This is a genomic window from Acidovorax sp. 107, from assembly GCF_003058055.1.
In the GTDB taxonomy this organism is placed as follows: domain Bacteria; phylum Pseudomonadota; class Gammaproteobacteria; order Burkholderiales; family Burkholderiaceae_C; genus Acidovorax.
This window is the reverse complement of record NZ_QBTZ01000001.1, coordinates 4,284,761-4,302,062: the sequence shown is the minus strand read 5'-3', so window position 1 is coordinate 4,302,062 and position 17,302 is coordinate 4,284,761. Positions and strand designations below refer to the sequence as shown.

Genomic DNA, 17,302 nt, shown 5'->3' with positions numbered 1-17,302 from the left:
GCTTCATATCTACAATGAGCACCTCATAACAACAAGGAGGCGCATGAACGCGACAGAAGAATTGATTTCTGCCGAGCTGGCAGCAGGAGTGCTAGCAGAGGCACTGCCGGAACGCACCGCGCCACAGTGGGCCTCATGGCTGCGAGAGAACCGCAACCACAGCAAGAAGGCCATCTATCGCATTCCCCTGGTGAAGATGGGGCGGCAGGTGTTCTACAGCCGCAGCGAACTCAGTGAGTTCGTCCGGTTTCACCAGCAACTGCGCATCGGCGATGTGCGCCCTACGGGGCGAGTGGCTGAAGTGCTGGGCGCCTTTGGTGTCGGCATGGGAGGTAGCAGCACCGGGTACGCATGGCCGCAGGCCACTGTATGCGCGGCGGTGGATGAGGCCACTGGCGCCCCGTTTGTCCAGATGAGCGTGCCCGGCCCGCGCCCCACGGTCTACCGCCTCGACCCAAACCAGGCTTTGAGCCTGGCAGCGACATTGGCAGATGCAGCCAGAGAGGCGTTAGACGACGCCACCCATCGCGGGCGCAGCGGCGCCTAACCGCACAAGATCAAAAACTAGAAGAAGGGAAAACCCAATGATTCGTAGAACACTCCGCCTGTTGTCCATCCAGCAAACCGTGACCCAGCTGGATAGCCAATTGCCCGGCGCTGCCGTGGCGTGGTATCCATTCCTTGCGGACATTCGCAGAAGCCCGCGCGAAGGCACTCAAGCCCCCGACCTGTACGGCCAACAACTGATGCCGTATGCGTGCAACGGGAACGTGGTCTTGTACAAGCAGACCGATGTCCAGGACTTCATCGACGCGGTGCGCGCTGCGGATCCCGGCGTCAAGGCGAGCCGCCCGCCCCAGTTTTTCGTCGTGGACGACCACGGCCACTTGCAACCCTGGCGCAGTCGCAACGCGCGCCCGGCCCTCACACCAACAGCGCCCGCAACGCTTTTCAGACGCGCGGCCTGATCATCATCATCAACGAGAGGAACCCATGACCACCACCAACAAGGCCGCCTTTGGCCTCAGCGCCCGCGCCATCGACACCAGCGAGTTCGCCACCATCTACGAAACCAGCGAATGCCTTTTCGAGTACGACAACGGCGGCAGCCGGACGTTCGTCATGACCGACAGCAGCGGCGTGGACTTCCTGGCCATCCAGGACGGCGCAGACGGAAACGTCGTCATCGTGGAACTGGCAGACGCCCATGAAAGCGCGCACCACCACGCCCGGGAGGTCTTGAACCGGGTGTTCTAACCCCCAGGTATGCACCCGTGCTTGTCGGCATCCAGACGCTCGGCACGGGGAAGATAAAGCCGCTAGAGGGAACCCCACACAGCGGCAGCACCGACAGGGCGCGGCGACGAGTCGTAGTCGTTACAGGGTGCGTGGGGTGAGAGACAGGCGCATGGCTGACTGCGCTGGTGCCTGTCTCAAAACAAGCTGTGACCGTGCGCAGAGTGGACACCTATACCGACAACCGCCCCGGCGGTGAATAGGCCGGGTGGTCAAGCCAGCCCCCACCCTACAGAACGCTGTGGGGTAGGGGGACAACTGGCTTCACCAACCCGACAGAAGAAGAAAGACAAGAAGACACCAACGGCCCGGGCCATCAGCGCATCGCGGCTACGCCGCACACCGCATGGGCCATTGCCCACAGAGAGTAACCGCCTCGACTCCGCAGCAACACACCAGGGGGCACCGTAGACCTTTATACCCACAGATGATAATAATTCTTATTTGAAGGGTATCATGTAGTTTTTCCCCCGCTTGGACCTCTACCTATAAGGTTCAGTGAACCATCATGGGTATCCTGGGGCTTCAAAAACGCGCTCGCGCCAGAACAGCCCGAAATAGCAAAACCAGGGCAAAGTACGGGGTCTATCCAGTGGCTTCGAGGGCCCCCTCTTATCGCAAGTGCAAGACCTCGCCCATGTCTTCCTTGCCCTTGCGGTCGCCATGTTTGCGCCCCAGCGCGTCCCGGATCGCCTCGACGCCCCAACCAGCATCGAAGCGCGCAACAGTCGGTAGCCCCTCATACTGCACAGCGGCCACCAGGGCAGCCATCTCGCTCGTTCTCCCGCGTAGGTAGCTCGCGGTGTTCACATCTCGCTCACCCGGCGGCAGGTCGTGACCCATGATCGCGTACCGGGCCACGCGCGCCAACGTGGCATCTGCAAAGCCCAGAACCTCAGCTGGCACCCGTGCCAGCGCGTTGTTCATGTTGTGCCTGAATGAATGAAACACCCGGCCACCATCACGCGGCATGCCCAGCTTTTCCAACATCATCGACATTCGCCGCCCGCTGTCCTTGCTGTAGCGGGCGTCAGAGGCCACGCATGAAAGCTCGGGGAAAACGCGCCGAAATCCTTCACGCCGCAGCCGGTCGCAGTAGTCCAGAAAACCAGCCGCGACCAGCGCCGGATGCAGCGGCACCAGCCGCGCAGACTGCTCATTTTTTAGACTCTTGTCCGGTGTGTCTTCGTTCAGGTCCAGGCCCCACACGCCATCGACCTGCCGCACATCCGTTAAGCGGAGCTGAGACGCTTCTTTCAACCTCAAGCCACCGAACAACCCCAGCAGCGGCAACCAGAACTCATGCGGCCCGCAACGCTCAGCGCCCACCACATGGCGGCCGTGACCCCTCACAAACAGAGGCTGCGAAAAGATCGCCGTTAGCTCATCGCCAGAGAACGGCCCACGCCCGTCTTCCTCACCTGCTTCTTTGCGCGCAGCGGCTGCATCCCGACGCGCGGCCTTCGCATCCGCCTTCGACACCCCTGTCTCACCAGCCAGCCCAGACGAAGGGTCCGCGTCCATGTACCCACGGGCAACCAGCCACGCAAAAAAACGGCGCAACCACTGCATGCGCTCGCGCTGCATAGTGGGGCTCATGAGCGGCCAATCAGGACGCGCTGCGCGCAGTGCCTCAATCGTCGCTTTCATGGTGGGGCGCTTTACCTCCTTTGGCAGATGGTTTGCATTGCCCGGGAAAGTCTTCAATGGCCCGTCCCGGTACTGGCGTAGCACGTCACCATCAATTGCCCCCAGGGGCAGATCACCCATGAATTCAGGGAACAGCATCATCCCGGCCTTGCGCTGGCGTTGCTCAACCTCAGAGGCCAGCGTCTTGGGTAGGCCATCGGGGCTTGCGCAATACGCCTCAAGCGCCTCAGAAAACCGTTTGCCCGCCCACTTCCCACCCCGGGGCTGTGTTGGGGGCTCTGGGGCCGTCACCGTCTTTGCCATCATGCGCTCAGCTGGGATCACTGCTACTGCAGCGGCCCGCAGCGCCTCCAGCTCAACAGCCAGCACCTCCAGGCTACCCACCGATACAACAGGCGCTACATCGGGCACGTAGAGCCACCCGGGCCGTCCTGGCGCCTCCATGCACACCAGCTCCACCGCGCCCAACTCACCAGCCAGCACCTGACCGGCCACGATGGCCGAATCCACCAGGGGCAGCACCTGCCCCACCATCTGCGCGCGGATGCTGTCGTTGGGGGCTCCATTGGGGCTCGGGATCACCACGCCGCCAGCCTGGCCCAACTCAGCATCGACAGACTCAAGCGACTGCGACGGCACGACGAACCCGTTAGCAGCCCCGGGCGGAATCCGACAGTGGAGACCGATGCGCCCGGCGCTGGCGGCCCGCAGCAGATCACCCAGGTCAAAGCCCAACAGCTCCACCGCGCGCTGAAGCGACAGATGCCCGCCCGCCACCAGGGCCGGGCCACCACCGACCAATTTTTCAATGTCCACCCGCCCGCCTCCCAGCTCGAAAAGCTTCCGCCGCCACTGTGCCAGCAGCGCAGCCGCAACCACGCGCCCTGCGTGCTTGTCGGTGGTGCGGCATGACTGCACGAACTCGCGTCGCCCTGCCGCCTGACGCAGACGCGCCGGAACTGCAAGGCGCGCCCACCACACATCCCCACGCCGAAAGAAACCGTCCATGATCCACACCTTGTAGCGGTGTGGTGTAGCGAGGCGCCAAAATGGAAAAAGCCTCCCGTCTTTTCAGACGGGAGGCTTACCAATTGGTGCGGCTGGCAGGAATCGAACCCACGACCCCTTGGTTCGTAGCCAAGTACTCTATCCAGCTGAGCTACAGCCGCTAAGCTTTGAATTATAGCATGATTTTTTGGTCTCCCTCAAAATCTGCTTGCTTGTTGCTTGACGCCTCTTAGCAAGGCATTCGAACAACTCATCAATTCAGCGCTAGCTACGATTGTAATGCACGCTGAAGGCTCCAAAAAAACAAACTGCGCGATTCGGATTGAAAAAATGCGTTTGTTGTTAATACCTCGTCCAGCAAACGAGGGTGGTAGGGCGTGTTGGACTTGAACCAACGACCAAAGGATTATGAGTCCTCTGCTCTAACCAACTGAGCTAACGCCCCAAGCCATGCTCCAGCGCCATACAACGGGGCAAGCGCCGTATTGTAGGGCGTTTACTTGCGGTGGCTGAGGGCGTTGGAGACCAGCTTGGAAGTGATGTCCACAATCTGGATCATGCGGTCGTAGGGCATGCGCGTGGGGCCTATCACGCCCAGCGTTCCCACCACCTTTCCATCGACCTCGTAGGGCGAGCTCACGATCGAAAGCTCCTCAAATGGCACCACTTGGCTCTCTCCACCGATGTAGATGCGCACACCTTCCGCCTGGCTGGAAATATCCAGAAGCCGAAGAATCTGTGTCTTCTGCTCGAACAGGTCAAAAGCTCTGCGCAGATTACCCATGTCGCTGGAGAAGTCGCTGACTGACAGAAGGTTGCGTTCGCCAGAGATCACCACCTCGTCCTGCGCTTCTGAAAGCGCCTCAGAACCCACGTTGACCGCAGCCTGCATGAGCGATGCGATCTCCCCACGCAACACATCGACCTCGGACTTCAAGCGCTCTCGCACCTGCTCCATCGCAAGCCCTGCGTAGTGTGCATTCAGAAAGTTGGAGGCCTCTATCAGTTGAGACTGCGAATAGTCCACCTCGGTAAAAATCACGCGATTCTGGACGTCGCCCTCAGGGGACACGATGATGACCAGAAACCGCTTTTCAGAGAGTCGCAGAAACTCGATGTGCCGAAAGACCGAGGTACGCCGAGGTGCCATCACCACACCGACGAACTGGGAGAGGCTGGATAGAAGCTGCGCAGCGTTTGCAATGACCTTTTGTGGCTGTTCTGGGGCCAGTTGTGGTGGCATTACAGACTCTCGCTGTACCGTCAACATGGTGTCCACAAACAACCGGTACCCGCGCGCAGTAGGGATGCGACCTGCAGAAGTGTGCGGACTTGCAATCAGTCCCAGTTCTTCGAGGTCAGCCATGACATTGCGGATCGTGGCCGGCGACAAATCCAACCCCGACGCACGGGAAAGGGTTCGAGACCCCACGGGTTGCCCATCAGCGATGTAACGCTCGACCAGGGCTTTGAGCAACAACTTGGCACGGTCATCGAGCATGGAATGATTTTACTTTTGTAATCGAGTCTTCGCCCAACGCCCCCTGCCCTCATGGCGGTGGATGTGGTCGCGCAGGCTACTGATGGAAACGCTCAGCATATCCGCAAGAGTCCGCTGGTCGTACCAGCCCGAACGCCAACACGCTGCGGCCTGGGCAACATCATCATCTGCCAGAGCCCGCTTTCGGCCCCATGTCTTCCCAGCGGCACGAGCTGCCCGCTGACCAGCAAGACACCTCTCCCGGATCAATTCACGCTCAAACTCTGCAAAAGCAGACAGCAGGTGCAAGAACATGCGCCCCTGCGGCGTATCGGTTTCGATTGACTCTGTCAGCGACCTGAAGCCGACACCCTTCCCTTTCAGATGCTCAAAAACCTTGACGAAGTGAGAGACAGAACGGGCCAGCCGATCAAGCTTGTAGACCACCAGCACGTCACCTTTGACCATGGTGGTCAACAGCCTCTCCAACTCTGGGCGCTGCTTTACCGCTGAGCGCTTTTCCTGAACGATTTTTTCGATGCCCGCACGCTTGAATGCCGCGAGCTGTGTCGCGGTGTTTTGCTCAGTTGTCGAAACGCGGGCGTAGCCGTAGATGGTCAAAACGGTAATCAGTTAGCTGTAATTTTGATAGCACGAATGTATCAAACGGTGCGCGCTATCGAGGACTTCAATTGGCTTGAGCTTGCTTCGCAGCTTTAGGCGCTCGCCGCGCGGCGTCCGTTGCCCGTGAAAGGTAGTGCCCAGCACCATTCCCCAGATTTCTTCGCCTCTTCGGCCAACGCTAAGCCAGGACCGCGCCGAGGGCGCTTTGAGTTCCTGCGGGGGGAATCCATAAAGCTGCGCTTTACAAACCCTCCCCCCTCCGGAACTCAATCCCGGCACCGCTAATGGCACGGCGAAGAACTCAGGGGAACGGTGCAAGCAAGGCCAGCTTGCACGGGCAACAGACAACAGTTGTCCGGCTCGGAATCTAGGGGCCCGGTACACCTGAAGGGGAACACCATGATCGCAATCAACTACCGCAAATTTCCTGAAGCTCTGGCGCTGCAGATGCCTTTGCAGTTCGGGCGCTTGCTGGTGTGGGCTACGTCGCGGCCTACGACACGCCTCCTGCGGGCGATCAGGGCCGAGCGTGGTGCGGCGTTCAAGGCAGCGGGCCGGGTGGCCTATCCAGTCCGCAAGACTGCCCCGAGCTGGGCGCGAGAGCTGGCGAAGAAGGTGCGCGACCTGGGCAAGCTGGTGAAGGCTGCGCAAGTTGCGCTGGTGTTCTCTGAGCCGGTGAAGCGGAAGGGCTTCGGCGGGCACATCGACCGCATGCGCGCAATGCGTCCGCTGGCCCGCTGCCCTATCGTTGTCAGCGCCTGAATTGTCATGGCCAGATCCGTTTTGGCGACATTTGAAAGGCTGTGCTAGTTTTAAGGGCATGAAGCAACTCCCCTATTTCACGTACTACGCGCTGCTAGCCCTATCAGGCATGGGCCTCATTCAAGCCGCCTATCTGCTGTTTTTTGCTGACAAGGAACCAAAGAACGGAGGGCCATCGCCGTTCAGCCGACCAGAGGCACCAGAGGGCTACCGATGGGTGCTAATGCTTGAAGATGAGGCCGAAGCCAGAGAGCAAACACGGCGCGGCTGAATCATTGCGTGAGGCTAGAACGCACCTGAGCATTGCGCGCAGCGAGGCCTTGGAGGTACTGACTCTGCACGGGCTCAGGTCGGGCCGCAGGCGATGGCACAGGGACTGTGCGTTGCGGGTCCAGCTGGGCCACTTGCTGGGGCTGCTGATGGCCTTCCCGGCCTTGCCGATAGTCGCCCCTATCCCTTGGACTGAATTCACCCCTGGGGGCGGTTTTCCAGTCCATGAAGAAGCCCTGTTGCACGATCTGGAGACATGCAGCGCCGGACACTTGCAATAGCGTGGCCTGCTGCGTGTAGCACTTGCAGGTTTTGCCCATCTGGACACAGGCCGCAGGGTACGGGGCCTCAGTGGGCTTGGTGACCTCGTCGTAGGCCGGGGCCGTCTGCGGGAAGTCTTTCAGGCGCGGGGTGCGGTGGTCGACATATTCCGCAGCGGTCATCACCTGGGCAACCTGCCGCCCGTTTTGAGGAGCATTTCCGCCTGGCACGTTTGCTATCGTTTCTGTAGCGGGCTTGGCCTGCTTAGTGGCGTTTTTGTAAACGCCGGTGATGGCGAAGTACAGGGCCGAGGGAACAGCGATGGCGCACGCAGCCAGGACGAACACGGCGCGAGGGATTTTCCTTTTCCCGGTGTGGAGACTGGCCGAGCGATACCAGCTGTAGACCTCCTTGGGATAGCCCACCATGGACACTTCGCCGCGAGCGCCTGCGCCGGGCTCTTCACACTTCATGTCAGGTGCCGAGAAGCGAAGGACGCTGACCACATCAGCGCCGAAGGCACGCTTTAGGTGCCGATGCCATGATGGCTTATCGATCAGACGGCGCACGAACACATCGACCAGCGAGGGGTGCGGGCAGATCATCCAGAAGTCAAAACCGCGGCGGCGACGGTGCTGAGCGATGGCCTGCACGTACTCAGGCACCTCCGAGCCGGAGCGCCTCAACGGGAATTCGTTCTGGCACTCGTCCATGATGCAGATCGACCCATCAGGGAGGCCTTGCCAATCCTTGGGGTCAAACTTCTGCCAGCCGAATTCAGCCGCTTTGGCCTCGTCCATGTCAAAGCCATGGTAGTAAACCGGGCGGTTTTCCTTGAGCTGCTGCGCCCGCACATCCTTGAGAGTCAGCAGCGTTTTGCCTGCGCCGTTCGCACCAGTGGTGAGGTAGATCATTTCATCACCCACTTCTTGAAGCTGTCGCCGCTAAGGCCGCTGACGATGGCACGTGCAGCAATGGCACTGGTGATGATGCTGATGCAGACGCCCACCTTCATGAAAGCGATCAGCCCGATCATGTCGGCAGGCAGACCACCGAGCGCGGAGACTGCGCCAGCTTTCATCCAATCGAGTGAAGCAGAGACACCCGTGTAGGTCACAACGCTGATGCCAAGAGCAATCAGGATGCGGCCCGCGAGGGTGCCCACAAGGTTGATGAGCATGCCGCCGATGGCAGCAACAAACATTGGCATGGTTCTATCCCCTAGTGACGATGCGGGCGGCCATGAGCATCGACACGGCCACCAAGATGTTGCCGAGCATGGCGAGGTATTGGCACAGGTCAGCGAGTGGCAGCACCACCGACTGGCCCCACACAGTGACGTTCAGATTGCCAAAGCAGGAGCCACCGCCGAGCGCATCAGAGGTATCGATGCGGCCCGACAGGCTGATGGTTTCATTGCCCGGAAGCTCCCCAGTCTGATTGCCCTCCTTGCCCTTATTGGAGCCGTAGAGCTGAGATTCAGCGCTTTCCTTTTCCATGAGCTGGCAGGACCGTTTGTATTGGTCGCGGGCTATGGCGCACTGAATGGCGTCGCCGTCGCAGGTGATCGCCTCGCACTGGCCTCCGAACGACGAGGGGTCTTTGTCGTCAGGGTCTTTGTCTTCTGGCGGCATCAGGGGGACGCACTTATCGCCCACCTTGATGTACCCGCTAGGGCACTTGCCGTCATTGTCTGGCGGCTGCGTGGGCGGGTCTTTGGGGTAGCAACCGCCGTTCGATTTGTAGGTGCCAGCAGGGCATGTGCCATCAGGGTTTGGCGGCGTTGGATTGCTGCCGGGGCCGCCGGGACTGCCACCGGGCCTTGTGTCCGGCTTGGGGTCATTCGGGCCGGGTGGCTTGGTTCCGTTATTGGGGTCGCCATCAGGTTTATTGGGGTCCACAGGCGTGGGCTTTCCGGGCTCAGAAGGGCCACAGGTGCCACCGGTGTAAACGCCATAGCCGCCCATATACGTGTTGCTGCCGCCGCTGGAAGCGATAACGCTGGGCTTCACCGTCATGGTGCAGTAGGTGTTGTCCTGGCTGTTGAACAGGCATGTCGCACTCGTGCCCGGTGATGTGAGCTCGTACCACTGGTCCGACACCGTTCCCTGAGAAGGGCACTTCATGGGTACGCACTTGCCGTTAACCCGGGTCTGCCCAGTTGGACAGGGAGGCTCAGGAACGCACACGCCATTGACGCGGGTTTCATTCGGCTTGCAGGCATCAGGAACGCATGCACCGCCTTCCTCATGCTGGCCGACAGGACAAGCAGGGAGCTTGCATTCACCTCCAACCTCAACCAGCGGTGAAAGACATTGGCAAGTGCCACCGGACAGGGCGGAGCCAGTAGGACACGCAGAGCCCGAAGCGGTGGGACTCTGCACTAGGGTGTTGTATGTACCTGTGCCGAGACAGTTGGACCCGACTTTGTAGAGATCAAACTTCTGCGCCGTGACGTTCCGGGCTTCCCATGTCGCAGCCTTGTTGGTGTACGGCGAGGTACACGGAAAAACCGGGTCATAAGCCTGCCACCACGCAACCAGACCGCTGACCGTATCGACACGCCCGAGGTTGTCGCGATACTTCACAACAGGCGCGATGGCAGCGAACGTAGTGGCCGAGAAGACGGCAATGACCATCGCCGCGATCAGGCGGTAAAGATGAACCATGCGGCCCCCAAGACGGCGATGATGACGAAGAGGCCCATGTGTTTTGCACCTTGAAGAAGCCCACCCCGCGTGAGCTTTTGCAAGGCCCCTGCCGGCCGGTCAGGGAGCGCATGCAGTGAGGGCTTAGGACAGAGCCTTACGCACCCACTTGAAGGCCTTGATGCCCACGAAGAGCACCAGCACAGCAGCACCGATGGCGGCCACTGGTGCGGCCTGAGCGCTAATGTCGGCAGTGACGGGGGTCACATCGATGGCAGCAGCGTGCGATTGCGAAGCCAGGACGAGGGCAGAGGCAGCGGCGATCTGGGCTGCACGACGGGTTTGCATGTTGAAGCGGTTCATTTCAGTTTTCCTCATTGGTGGTTGATGAATTGCCGTCGATGTTCAAGGAGCGGACGAGCATGCGAAATGCCCAGCCGACTACCCAGACCGCGAGGACGGCGCCCGCGATGGCTGCTCCATCCGCTGTATCGAGTTGCAGCGGAGGGAGGCTTAATTCATGCACCACAGTCACCGTGCAGGTGCTGGGGCATTCGATGACAGTTGGGTCAGCCACGAGGCATGGCCCGCATGATTGATTGCTGCCGAATGCGTGCCTGGGCGACGCGTTCGGCAGTGTTGGCGCGTGAGCGCAGACGCTCAGCCAGGGCGACTACTGCGCCATGCACCAGGACGAACAGCAGACCGCCAACGAAGCCCGCCAGTAGGGCCAGCATGGCAACGCGCTGGGCGAAGAACGAGAGGTCAATTTCCAAGGTGTGGCTCCTGCTTTTTGTAGAGGTCATCGAGGTCCACGACTTGGGGTCGGTGGAACGGTTCGGTGTGGTCCTCGATAAGCTGCACGCAGGTTTCGAGGTCTTCGACAATGGCGGCTTCGCAGAGCAACATGGTCCACTCCGGTTGGCCGTCCTCGTATGAGGGCGCGAGGAAAGCGCCTGTTGTGCGGGACTGGATCACGTTGCGCATGGCGTGCCTTGGTGCCTTACGCGGCCTTGGCCTGGGCGGCGGGTTTGATCGCCAGCAGCGTGAGCTTTGTGGTGTTGTCCGCACCGGCCACGATGTCGAACTCACATTCACACATCACGCCGCCGAGGGGCCACGAATTTTTGAGGTGTGCCCACTTTTGGAACTCGGTGGAGTCACCCAGCTTGAACGGGCGAGTGACCACGCCGATGCTTTCGCCGCTGGAGGACTGGGCAATGTCCACCGACAGGTGGAAGGTGGTGGAGTCGAAGGCGCGGCCCTCATAGTCGCCCTTGGATTGCTTGAGGCCGTGCAACACGGCTTTGCTGGTCATCTTCATGGTTAGTCCTTCGTGGCCTGGGTTAGTGGGCAAACGCGGTGTGGCCAGCACCGGAGCCCGAGATCTTTTTGAACATCTGCTGATAGATGCGCTCGACTTCGGAGCGCTTGAACTTGGCAAGGCGACCGGGCATCTCGGCGCAGTTCTCAATGAATTGCATGAGGGTTTCGCGGTCCATGTAGAGGAACGCGAGCGCGGCTGATTTGCCAGCGGTGGAGAAGAACCAACGGGCGTTGCGCGTGCACTCGGCCATGAGGGTTTCAAGGGGCAGGCGTGGCTCTGTTTTGATGGGCTCAGGCGTTGCAATGGCGCCGTGCTCAGCCAGCATCTGTGCATGCCAGTCGCTGGCACCTGCGAAGAAGTCGGCGGGCCTGCGCAGAACGTCCGTGGGCAGCAGGCGCTTTTGGTTTCCATAGCGCAACTCGATGCGCTGCCAGCCGGTAGCGTCCTGTTTGCCGTAGAGCTGCACGCCCTTGTCGTAGACGTTGGTTTGCTTGCCTGCGGCCTTGCTGCCGAAGTAGAAGGAGCGGCCCACACCACCAGCACGCCAAGCGCCCACACAGTTGTGTTCAGGGCGGTGGCCGTAGTGGTCCATGGCCCCGGCGTCGTAGTCAGTGGCAACGCGGTCCATGCCACCGCTGATGCCGTCGAAGAAGTCCAGGGCCAGATCGCAGCGCGTGACCAGGGCGCGGTGTTCGTCCATGTAGTCGGCCATGCGTGGTGCCCAGCCTGGGGCAGCAAACGTGCAGGCGACGCCGTACAGGTTGCAATGAATGGTCTTCGACTGGGCACGCTGGCGTGGGCTTTCACCGGAGGCGAGGAAGCCGACCCAGCCGCATTCATTGCCAGCGCGCAGGATGCTCCAGCGGTGGCGGTAGAAGTCGTGACCCTTCTTCATTTCGGGGTCTACGGTGAAGCCTTCGCCGAGGATGTCGCAGACGTTGTTAGCCAGCTCAAGCGCTTGTGTGCTGGCGGCAAAGTCAGGGTCTGGAATGTCGCGCAGCAGGTGGCAGAGCTTTGCGCGGCGGCGATCGTCTTCGCTCAGTTGGTGCTCTGAGCGCAGATCGAATTCCGATGCCTGGGCGGGCGGGAAAAGATGCTCAACGGTGGGAATGGGCGCGAACCGCAGATTGACTGTGAAGCGCAGCCAATCGACATGAACGGGCGAGCCGGTTTGGACGCGCTCCGCTTGCAAACGGAGCTTGACCTCATTGCCCTCTAGAACGAGCGATGTGGGATGGGTCATGCGGCTGACTCTGGAAAGTTGTCCCCGTGATTACCATCGGGGACCGAAGCTGTCTGAGGTGCTACGCACCCCCCAAAATTGATAGCACCGCGCTCCGCTACCGCGCCCGCGCTCCGCTTGCTGGGCGCGGCTGCGGCGCGCTGCGGCATGTCATCAACAAGGGTTGCGATGGAGTGCCAACCGTTGAGCATCCCGGCGCCGGATTGCCCACGAATCTCGACGCGAGGCCAGGGGAGAGAAGCGGTGGAGCCCTTGACGTAAGAGCGGGTGCACACCCCCAGCGCAGGCGCTGCAGGAGCCGCCACAGCGCGTGCAGCGCCTTTTGTGGCTGGGGGTAGGCAAAAGGGCGGGTTTGAGGTCATGGCGGCTCCGACTCATGCAACCACATTGATTGCAGACGGGAGAATAGACTCGCCATCACCATGATTGCAACACTGCAATCACATTGATTGCAAAATTACAACGCTTGATCCATGAAAACCTTGATATTTCTGGTTGTGCTGGTGCTGATTGCGGCAATCGTGATAGCCGCGCTGAAAAAGAAAAGCACAGAAACCACGACAGACGGCGAAGAGCAAGAACGGCCAAAAAGAAAGCGTCTTCTCACACAGCGCGAAGAGGCTATGTACAACCGACTAACGACGTCTTTGCCTGAATCAAAAATCCTGGCGCAGGTTTCTTTCGGAGCTTTGCTATCTGCAAAGTCAAGAGCGACGAGAAACAGCTTCGACAGAAAAATTGCAGACTTCGTTGTCTGCGACAAATCCCTGCAAGTGCTAGCGGTTATCGAACTGGACGACGATTCACACAAGAAAAAAACGGAAGAAGACGCAGCGAGAGACGCCTTACTAACGAACGCTGGATATCGCGTGATCCGATACGGCAACATCCCCGACACCGACCAACTGCAACGCGACTTCCCACTGGACAAAAGCACCCTCAAAGGAGCGAAAAATGCTGTCAACAATGACCCTATTGGAACAAGCCCTATCGATGCAGCCAGCGCAGTACTGGCACGAAAAACTGAACCTGAACAGGAACGCACTTCATAACGCGAGACAAAGGGGCCATATCAGCCCGGCAATAGCAGGAGCACTGGCAGACGAGCTGGGCGAGGATGTGAAGACTTGGATAGTGGTTGCCGCACTGGAATCAGAACGAGACAGCGCATGCAAGACGCGGATGATGAAGCGCGTCGCGAAACTCACATCTGTTTAATGATGTAATTTCGCGATGACGTCCAATTTCCGCCATGTCGCACTTATAGGCAAGTATCAGACTTCAGCAGCAGGCACTTCCGGTGACGGTTCTCGCCGGGCTTTGGAAGACATTGCGCATTTCTTGGAGCGGCAGGGCTGTGAGGTGGTGCTGGAAGCGGAAACCGCCAGCAACACCGGACTGACACACTACCCGTCTCTGAATGTAGACCAGATCGGCGCACGGTGCGATCTGGGACTGGTGGTGGGAGGAGATGGGACAATGCTGGGGATTGGCCGGCGCCTCGCACGTTTCGGAACGCCACTGATCGGCATCAACCAGGGCCGGCTCGGGTTCATTACGGATATTCCTTTCGATACCTACCAGACCACGTTGCCGCCCATGCTGCGAGGGGCCTACGAAGAAGACCAACGACCTCTGATGCATGCCACCGTTGTACGCGACGAGCGCGTGGTGTTTGAAGCCTTGGCCATGAACGACGTGGTGGTGAACCGAGGGGCCACATCGGGCATGGTGGAGCTGCGCGTTGAAGTGGGTGGGCAGTTTGTGGCTAACCAGAGGGCAGACGGCCTCATCATTGCGTCTCCCACCGGCTCCACGGCATATTCTCTGTCGGCGGGCGGCCCCATGCTCCACCCCTCCATCCCGGGCTGGGTACTGGTTCCGATCGCACCACATACGTTGTCCAATCGTCCCATCGTGCTCTCTGACGCAACGGAAGTAGCTGTGGAAGTGGTGAGCGGGCGCGATGTCAGCGCAAACTTTGACATGCAGTCGCTTGCATCCTTGCTGCATGGCGACCGCATCCTCGTCAAAAGGTCAGAGCATCGTGTGCGGTTTCTGCACCCCCAGGGATGGAACTACTTCGCCACACTGCGCAAGAAGCTGCGTTGGAACGAAGGAGGATCCTGAGCATGGCACTGCGACGCATGACCCTGCGGGATTTTGTGATTGTCCAAAAACTGGTGCTTGATCTGCGCAGCGGCTTCACCGTGCTGACGGGCGAGACCGGCGCGGGCAAGTCGATCCTGATCGACGCGTTGCAGCTGGCGTTGGGTGCACGTGCGGATGCGGGGGTGGTGCGTGAGGGGTGCGGCAAGACCGACATTTGCGCAGAATTTGACTGCCCTGCACACGCTCGGTCTTGGCTGGAAGAAGCGGGGTTTGACACAGATGACGGCCTGCTGCTGCGGCGCACAGTAGACACGCAGGGCAAGAGCCGGGCCTGGATCAACGGAACACCCGCGACAGCCTCTCAGTTGCGCGCATTGGGCGAGATGCTTCTTGACATTCACGGTCAGCACGCATGGCAGAGCCTGACCCGCCCGGAGTCAGTACGTGGCCTGCTAGACGCTTTTGCGGGTGTGAACACCCGCGAGACAACGTCGCGCTGGGCGCAATGGCGTGCTGACCTCAAGGCACTGCAACAAGCGCGCGTGGCCCAGTCGACCCTGCAGCAAGAGCGCGAACGCCTGCAATGGCAGATCAGCGAAGTTGACAAACTGGCGCCGGGCGACCTGGAGTGGGAGGAGCTCGATACGCAGCACAAGCGACTCTCCCACGCACAGGCTTTGCTGGATGGGGCGCATGGTGCGCTGCAAGCTCTGCAAGAAGACGAGGCGGACGCCGTCTCTGCACTCACACGCGCGCATGCGTTGCTGCACACACAGGAACACATCGAACCAGAGTTCGCCAATCTGGCCGACATCCTGGCATCGAGTCTGGCGCAGGTGACGGATGTGGTGCATTCACTGCACACGTATCTGCGCCATGCCGACATCGACCCGCAGCGTCTGATAGAACTGGATGAACGCATGTCGCAATGGATGGGATTGGCGCGCCGGTACAAAAGCCCACCCGCAGAACTACCGGCTCTGCTTAAAGGCTGGAAAACAGCCATGCACCAGTTGGATGCCGCTACCGATCTGGACCGATTGCAAGCCAACGAATTAGCCAGTGCCAAAGCGTACCAGGCGGCGGCGCGCGCATTGTCTTTGGCCCGCGCCAAGGCAGCCCCCAAGCTCTCAGCGTCCATCACGCAGGCAATGCAGGGCCTTGGGATGGAAGGCGGCAAATTCGAGGTATCGGTGACCAAAGCGTCAGAGCCCTCCTCCGACGGGATCGACGACGTGGTGTTTTTGGTGGCAGGGCACCCCGGTATAACTCCCAGGCCCGTCGGCAAAGTGGCGTCTGGCGGTGAGCTGTCGCGCATATCGCTGGCAATCGCCGTCACGACCAGTGAGCTGGGTGCGGCTCCCACCCTCATTTTTGACGAGGTGGACTCCGGCGTGGGTGGAGCGGTCGCAGAGACCGTAGGACGATTGATGCAACAGTTGGGGCGCGACCGCCAGGTGCTGGCCGTGACCCACCTGCCGCAAGTAGCGGCGTGTGCGCATCACCATCTGAAGGTCGTAAAAAACAAAAGCGCCGGAGGCACAACCAGCACGGTACTGATCGTGCAGCAGGACGAGCGCGTTGCAGAGATCGCCCGCATGCTGGGCGGCGAGCGCGCCACCGAGACGACCTTGGCGCACGCCCGAGAAATGCTGGGCGGTGCAGCTCCGATGTCAGCCATGGCACCGCCCGCACCACTCAATTCCGCGACCTTCGTCAGGAAACGCTGATGGCTCTCGAAATCGTCCTCATTACGGGCATGTCGGGCTCTGGAAAGTCCGTCGCCCTGCACGCTCTGGAAGATGCAGGCTACTACTGCGTGGACAACCTCCCGCCCGAGCTACTGCCAGCCTTTGTGGCGCTAGAACACAAGCATCACGGCAACCGTGTGGCCATTGCGGTGGATGTCCGCAGCGCCACTTCTTTGCACCAAGTGCCGCAAGAACTGAATCGCCTGCGTAGCCAAGGCGTGGCCGTGAAATCACTCTTTCTGGATGCCACGATTGACACCCTGGTGCGTCGCTTCTCCGAAACACGTCGCCGCCATCCACTGTCACACGATGATCTCCAGCAGGGACGCAGGGCCCTGGTACAAATCATTGAGCTGGAGCGTGAATTGCTCGCGGAACTGCGCGAGCAGTCGCATGTGATCGACACCAGCACTATCCGCGCCTCGCAGCTGCAAAGCTATGTCAAAGGCCTGATGTCCACGGCACAAGGGCAATTGACACTGGTATTCCAGTCATTTGCTTTCAAACGCGGGATTCCCATGGACGCCGACTATGTCTTCGACGTACGCATGCTGCCGAACCCGCACTATGAAGCCGCACTGCGGGACCTCACCGGGCTGGATCAGCCTGTTGCCGACTTTCTGGACATGCAGCTCGAAGTGGGCCTCATGCGGGTCCATATCGAGCAATTTCTGGCGCACTGGCTGGACATGCTTGATCGCAATCACCGCAGCTACGTCACGGTCGCCATCGGCTGCACCGGCGGGCAGCACCGCTCTGTCTATCTGGTGGAGAAACTGGCACAGGCATTCAGCAATCGATGGACCGCGTTGAAACGGCACCGCGAACTCGATGGGCGCTGACCATTTCTTTTAGCGGCCCACTTGAGGG

20 protein-coding genes and 2 tRNA genes are annotated in these 17,302 nt (G+C 60.3%); 9 read left to right on the top strand and 13 right to left on the bottom strand.

Annotation, left to right across the window (positions count from 1 at the left end):
* The first annotated feature begins 43 nt into the window (after positions 1 to 43).
* From C8C99_RS20090 to C8C99_RS20080, 3 genes are all read left to right on the top strand, one after another.
* The gene (locus tag C8C99_RS20090; protein ID WP_108626679.1) at positions 44 to 547 is read left to right on the top strand and encodes a hypothetical protein; all 504 of its coding nucleotides are present in this window, start codon (positions 44 to 46) and stop codon (positions 545 to 547) included.
* 61 nt (positions 548 to 608) lie between these two features.
* Positions 609 to 968, top strand: a complete 360-nt coding sequence (locus C8C99_RS20085; protein WP_146186036.1) for a hypothetical protein — start codon at positions 609 to 611, stop codon at positions 966 to 968.
* 25 nt (positions 969 to 993) lie between these two features.
* Positions 994 to 1,257, top strand: a complete 264-nt coding sequence (locus tag C8C99_RS20080) for a hypothetical protein (RefSeq protein WP_108626677.1) — start codon at positions 994 to 996, stop codon at positions 1,255 to 1,257.
* Between the two features lie 651 nt (positions 1,258 to 1,908).
* Here the strand turns inward: C8C99_RS20080 and C8C99_RS20075 are convergent.
* From C8C99_RS20075 to C8C99_RS20055, 5 genes are all read right to left on the bottom strand, one after another.
* Positions 1,909 to 3,954, bottom strand: a complete 2,046-nt coding sequence (locus C8C99_RS20075; RefSeq protein ID WP_146186035.1) for a DUF6538 domain-containing protein — start codon at positions 3,952 to 3,954, stop codon at positions 1,909 to 1,911.
* An 84-nt stretch (positions 3,955 to 4,038) separates the two neighbouring features.
* A tRNA-Arg gene (locus tag C8C99_RS20070) sits at positions 4,039 to 4,115 on the bottom strand.
* A gap of 207 nt (positions 4,116 to 4,322) precedes the next feature.
* Positions 4,323 to 4,399: transfer RNA gene (locus C8C99_RS20065), tRNA-Ile, on the bottom strand.
* Positions 4,400 to 4,450: 51 nt separating this feature from the next.
* Positions 4,451 to 5,455, bottom strand: a complete 1,005-nt coding sequence (gene hrcA / locus C8C99_RS20060; RefSeq protein WP_108626675.1) for a heat-inducible transcriptional repressor HrcA — start codon at positions 5,453 to 5,455, stop codon at positions 4,451 to 4,453.
* A gap of 9 nt (positions 5,456 to 5,464) precedes the next feature.
* Positions 5,465 to 6,055: a recombinase family protein gene (locus C8C99_RS20055; RefSeq protein ID WP_108626674.1), complete on the bottom strand. Its 591-nt coding sequence runs from the start codon at positions 6,053 to 6,055 to the stop codon at positions 5,465 to 5,467.
* 402 nt (positions 6,056 to 6,457) lie between these two features.
* Here C8C99_RS20055 and C8C99_RS20050 point away from each other — a divergent pair, with 402 nt between their 5' ends.
* A complete protein-coding gene (locus tag C8C99_RS20050; protein WP_108626673.1) occupies positions 6,458 to 6,820 on the top strand; it encodes a hypothetical protein in 363 nt (120 codons plus the stop codon).
* A 58-nt stretch (positions 6,821 to 6,878) separates the two neighbouring features.
* Positions 6,879 to 7,091, top strand: coding sequence for a hypothetical protein (locus tag C8C99_RS20045; RefSeq protein ID WP_108626672.1), 213 nt, complete (start codon positions 6,879 to 6,881; stop codon positions 7,089 to 7,091).
* A 1-nt stretch (position 7,092) separates the two neighbouring features.
* Here the strand turns inward: C8C99_RS20045 and C8C99_RS20040 are convergent, their stop codons facing one another.
* The 8 genes from C8C99_RS20040 to C8C99_RS20005 all read right to left on the bottom strand — a co-directional run bounded on the left by C8C99_RS20040 (position 7,093) and on the right by C8C99_RS20005 (position 12,569).
* Positions 7,093 to 8,265 (bottom strand): zonular occludens toxin domain-containing protein, encoded by a 1,173-nt coding sequence (locus C8C99_RS20040; protein ID WP_108626671.1) that lies wholly within the window; start codon positions 8,263 to 8,265, stop codon positions 7,093 to 7,095.
* Positions 8,262 to 8,555 carry a DUF2523 domain-containing protein gene (locus C8C99_RS20035; RefSeq protein ID WP_233247272.1) on the bottom strand — a complete coding sequence of 98 codons (294 nt, stop codon included), beginning with the start codon at positions 8,553 to 8,555 and terminating at the stop codon, positions 8,262 to 8,264. Before C8C99_RS20035 ends, C8C99_RS20040 begins: the two co-directional genes overlap by 4 nt.
* A 10-nt stretch (positions 8,556 to 8,565) precedes the next feature.
* Positions 8,566 to 10,020 carry a virulence factor TspB C-terminal domain-related protein gene (locus C8C99_RS23865; RefSeq protein ID WP_146186034.1) on the bottom strand — a complete coding sequence of 485 codons (1,455 nt, stop codon included), beginning with the start codon at positions 10,018 to 10,020 and terminating at the stop codon, positions 8,566 to 8,568.
* Positions 10,021 to 10,143: 123 nt separating this feature from the next.
* Positions 10,144 to 10,362: a major capsid protein gene (locus C8C99_RS20025; RefSeq protein ID WP_199226462.1), complete on the bottom strand. Its 219-nt coding sequence runs from the start codon at positions 10,360 to 10,362 to the stop codon at positions 10,144 to 10,146.
* Positions 10,363 to 10,568: 206 nt separating this feature from the next.
* Positions 10,569 to 10,775: a hypothetical protein gene (locus tag C8C99_RS20020; protein WP_108626668.1), complete on the bottom strand. Its 207-nt coding sequence runs from the start codon at positions 10,773 to 10,775 to the stop codon at positions 10,569 to 10,571.
* Entirely contained in the window at positions 10,765 to 10,986 is a 222-nt protein-coding gene (locus C8C99_RS20015; RefSeq protein WP_108626667.1) for a hypothetical protein, read from the bottom strand. The genes C8C99_RS20020 and C8C99_RS20015 overlap by 11 nt, the downstream gene beginning before the upstream one ends.
* Before the next feature lie 16 nt (positions 10,987 to 11,002).
* Positions 11,003 to 11,323 carry a hypothetical protein gene (locus C8C99_RS20010; protein ID WP_108626666.1) on the bottom strand — a complete coding sequence of 107 codons (321 nt, stop codon included), beginning with the start codon at positions 11,321 to 11,323 and terminating at the stop codon, positions 11,003 to 11,005.
* Positions 11,324 to 11,345: 22 nt separating this feature from the next.
* Positions 11,346 to 12,569: a replication initiation factor domain-containing protein gene (locus C8C99_RS20005; RefSeq protein ID WP_108626665.1), complete on the bottom strand. Its 1,224-nt coding sequence runs from the start codon at positions 12,567 to 12,569 to the stop codon at positions 11,346 to 11,348.
* Positions 12,570 to 13,042: 473 nt separating this feature from the next.
* On the opposite strand from C8C99_RS20005, the gene C8C99_RS20000 reads away from it, so the two are divergent.
* The 4 genes from C8C99_RS20000 (at position 13,043) to rapZ (ending at position 17,274) form a co-directional block, all read left to right on the top strand.
* Positions 13,043 to 13,621: a DUF2726 domain-containing protein gene (locus C8C99_RS20000; protein ID WP_108626664.1), complete on the top strand. Its 579-nt coding sequence runs from the start codon at positions 13,043 to 13,045 to the stop codon at positions 13,619 to 13,621.
* A gap of 181 nt (positions 13,622 to 13,802) precedes the next feature.
* A complete protein-coding gene (locus C8C99_RS19990) occupies positions 13,803 to 14,699 on the top strand; it encodes an NAD kinase (protein WP_108626662.1) in 897 nt (298 codons plus the stop codon).
* Positions 14,700 to 14,701: 2 nt separating this feature from the next.
* On the top strand, positions 14,702 to 16,411 hold the full coding sequence (gene recN / locus C8C99_RS19985) for a DNA repair protein RecN (protein ID WP_108626661.1): 1,710 nt from the start codon (positions 14,702 to 14,704) through the stop codon (positions 16,409 to 16,411).
* Positions 16,411 to 17,274 carry an RNase adapter RapZ gene (rapZ, locus tag C8C99_RS19980; protein WP_056641283.1) on the top strand — a complete coding sequence of 288 codons (864 nt, stop codon included), beginning with the start codon at positions 16,411 to 16,413 and terminating at the stop codon, positions 17,272 to 17,274. Before recN ends, rapZ begins: the two co-directional genes overlap by 1 nt.
* Positions 17,275 to 17,302 lie beyond the last annotated feature (28 nt).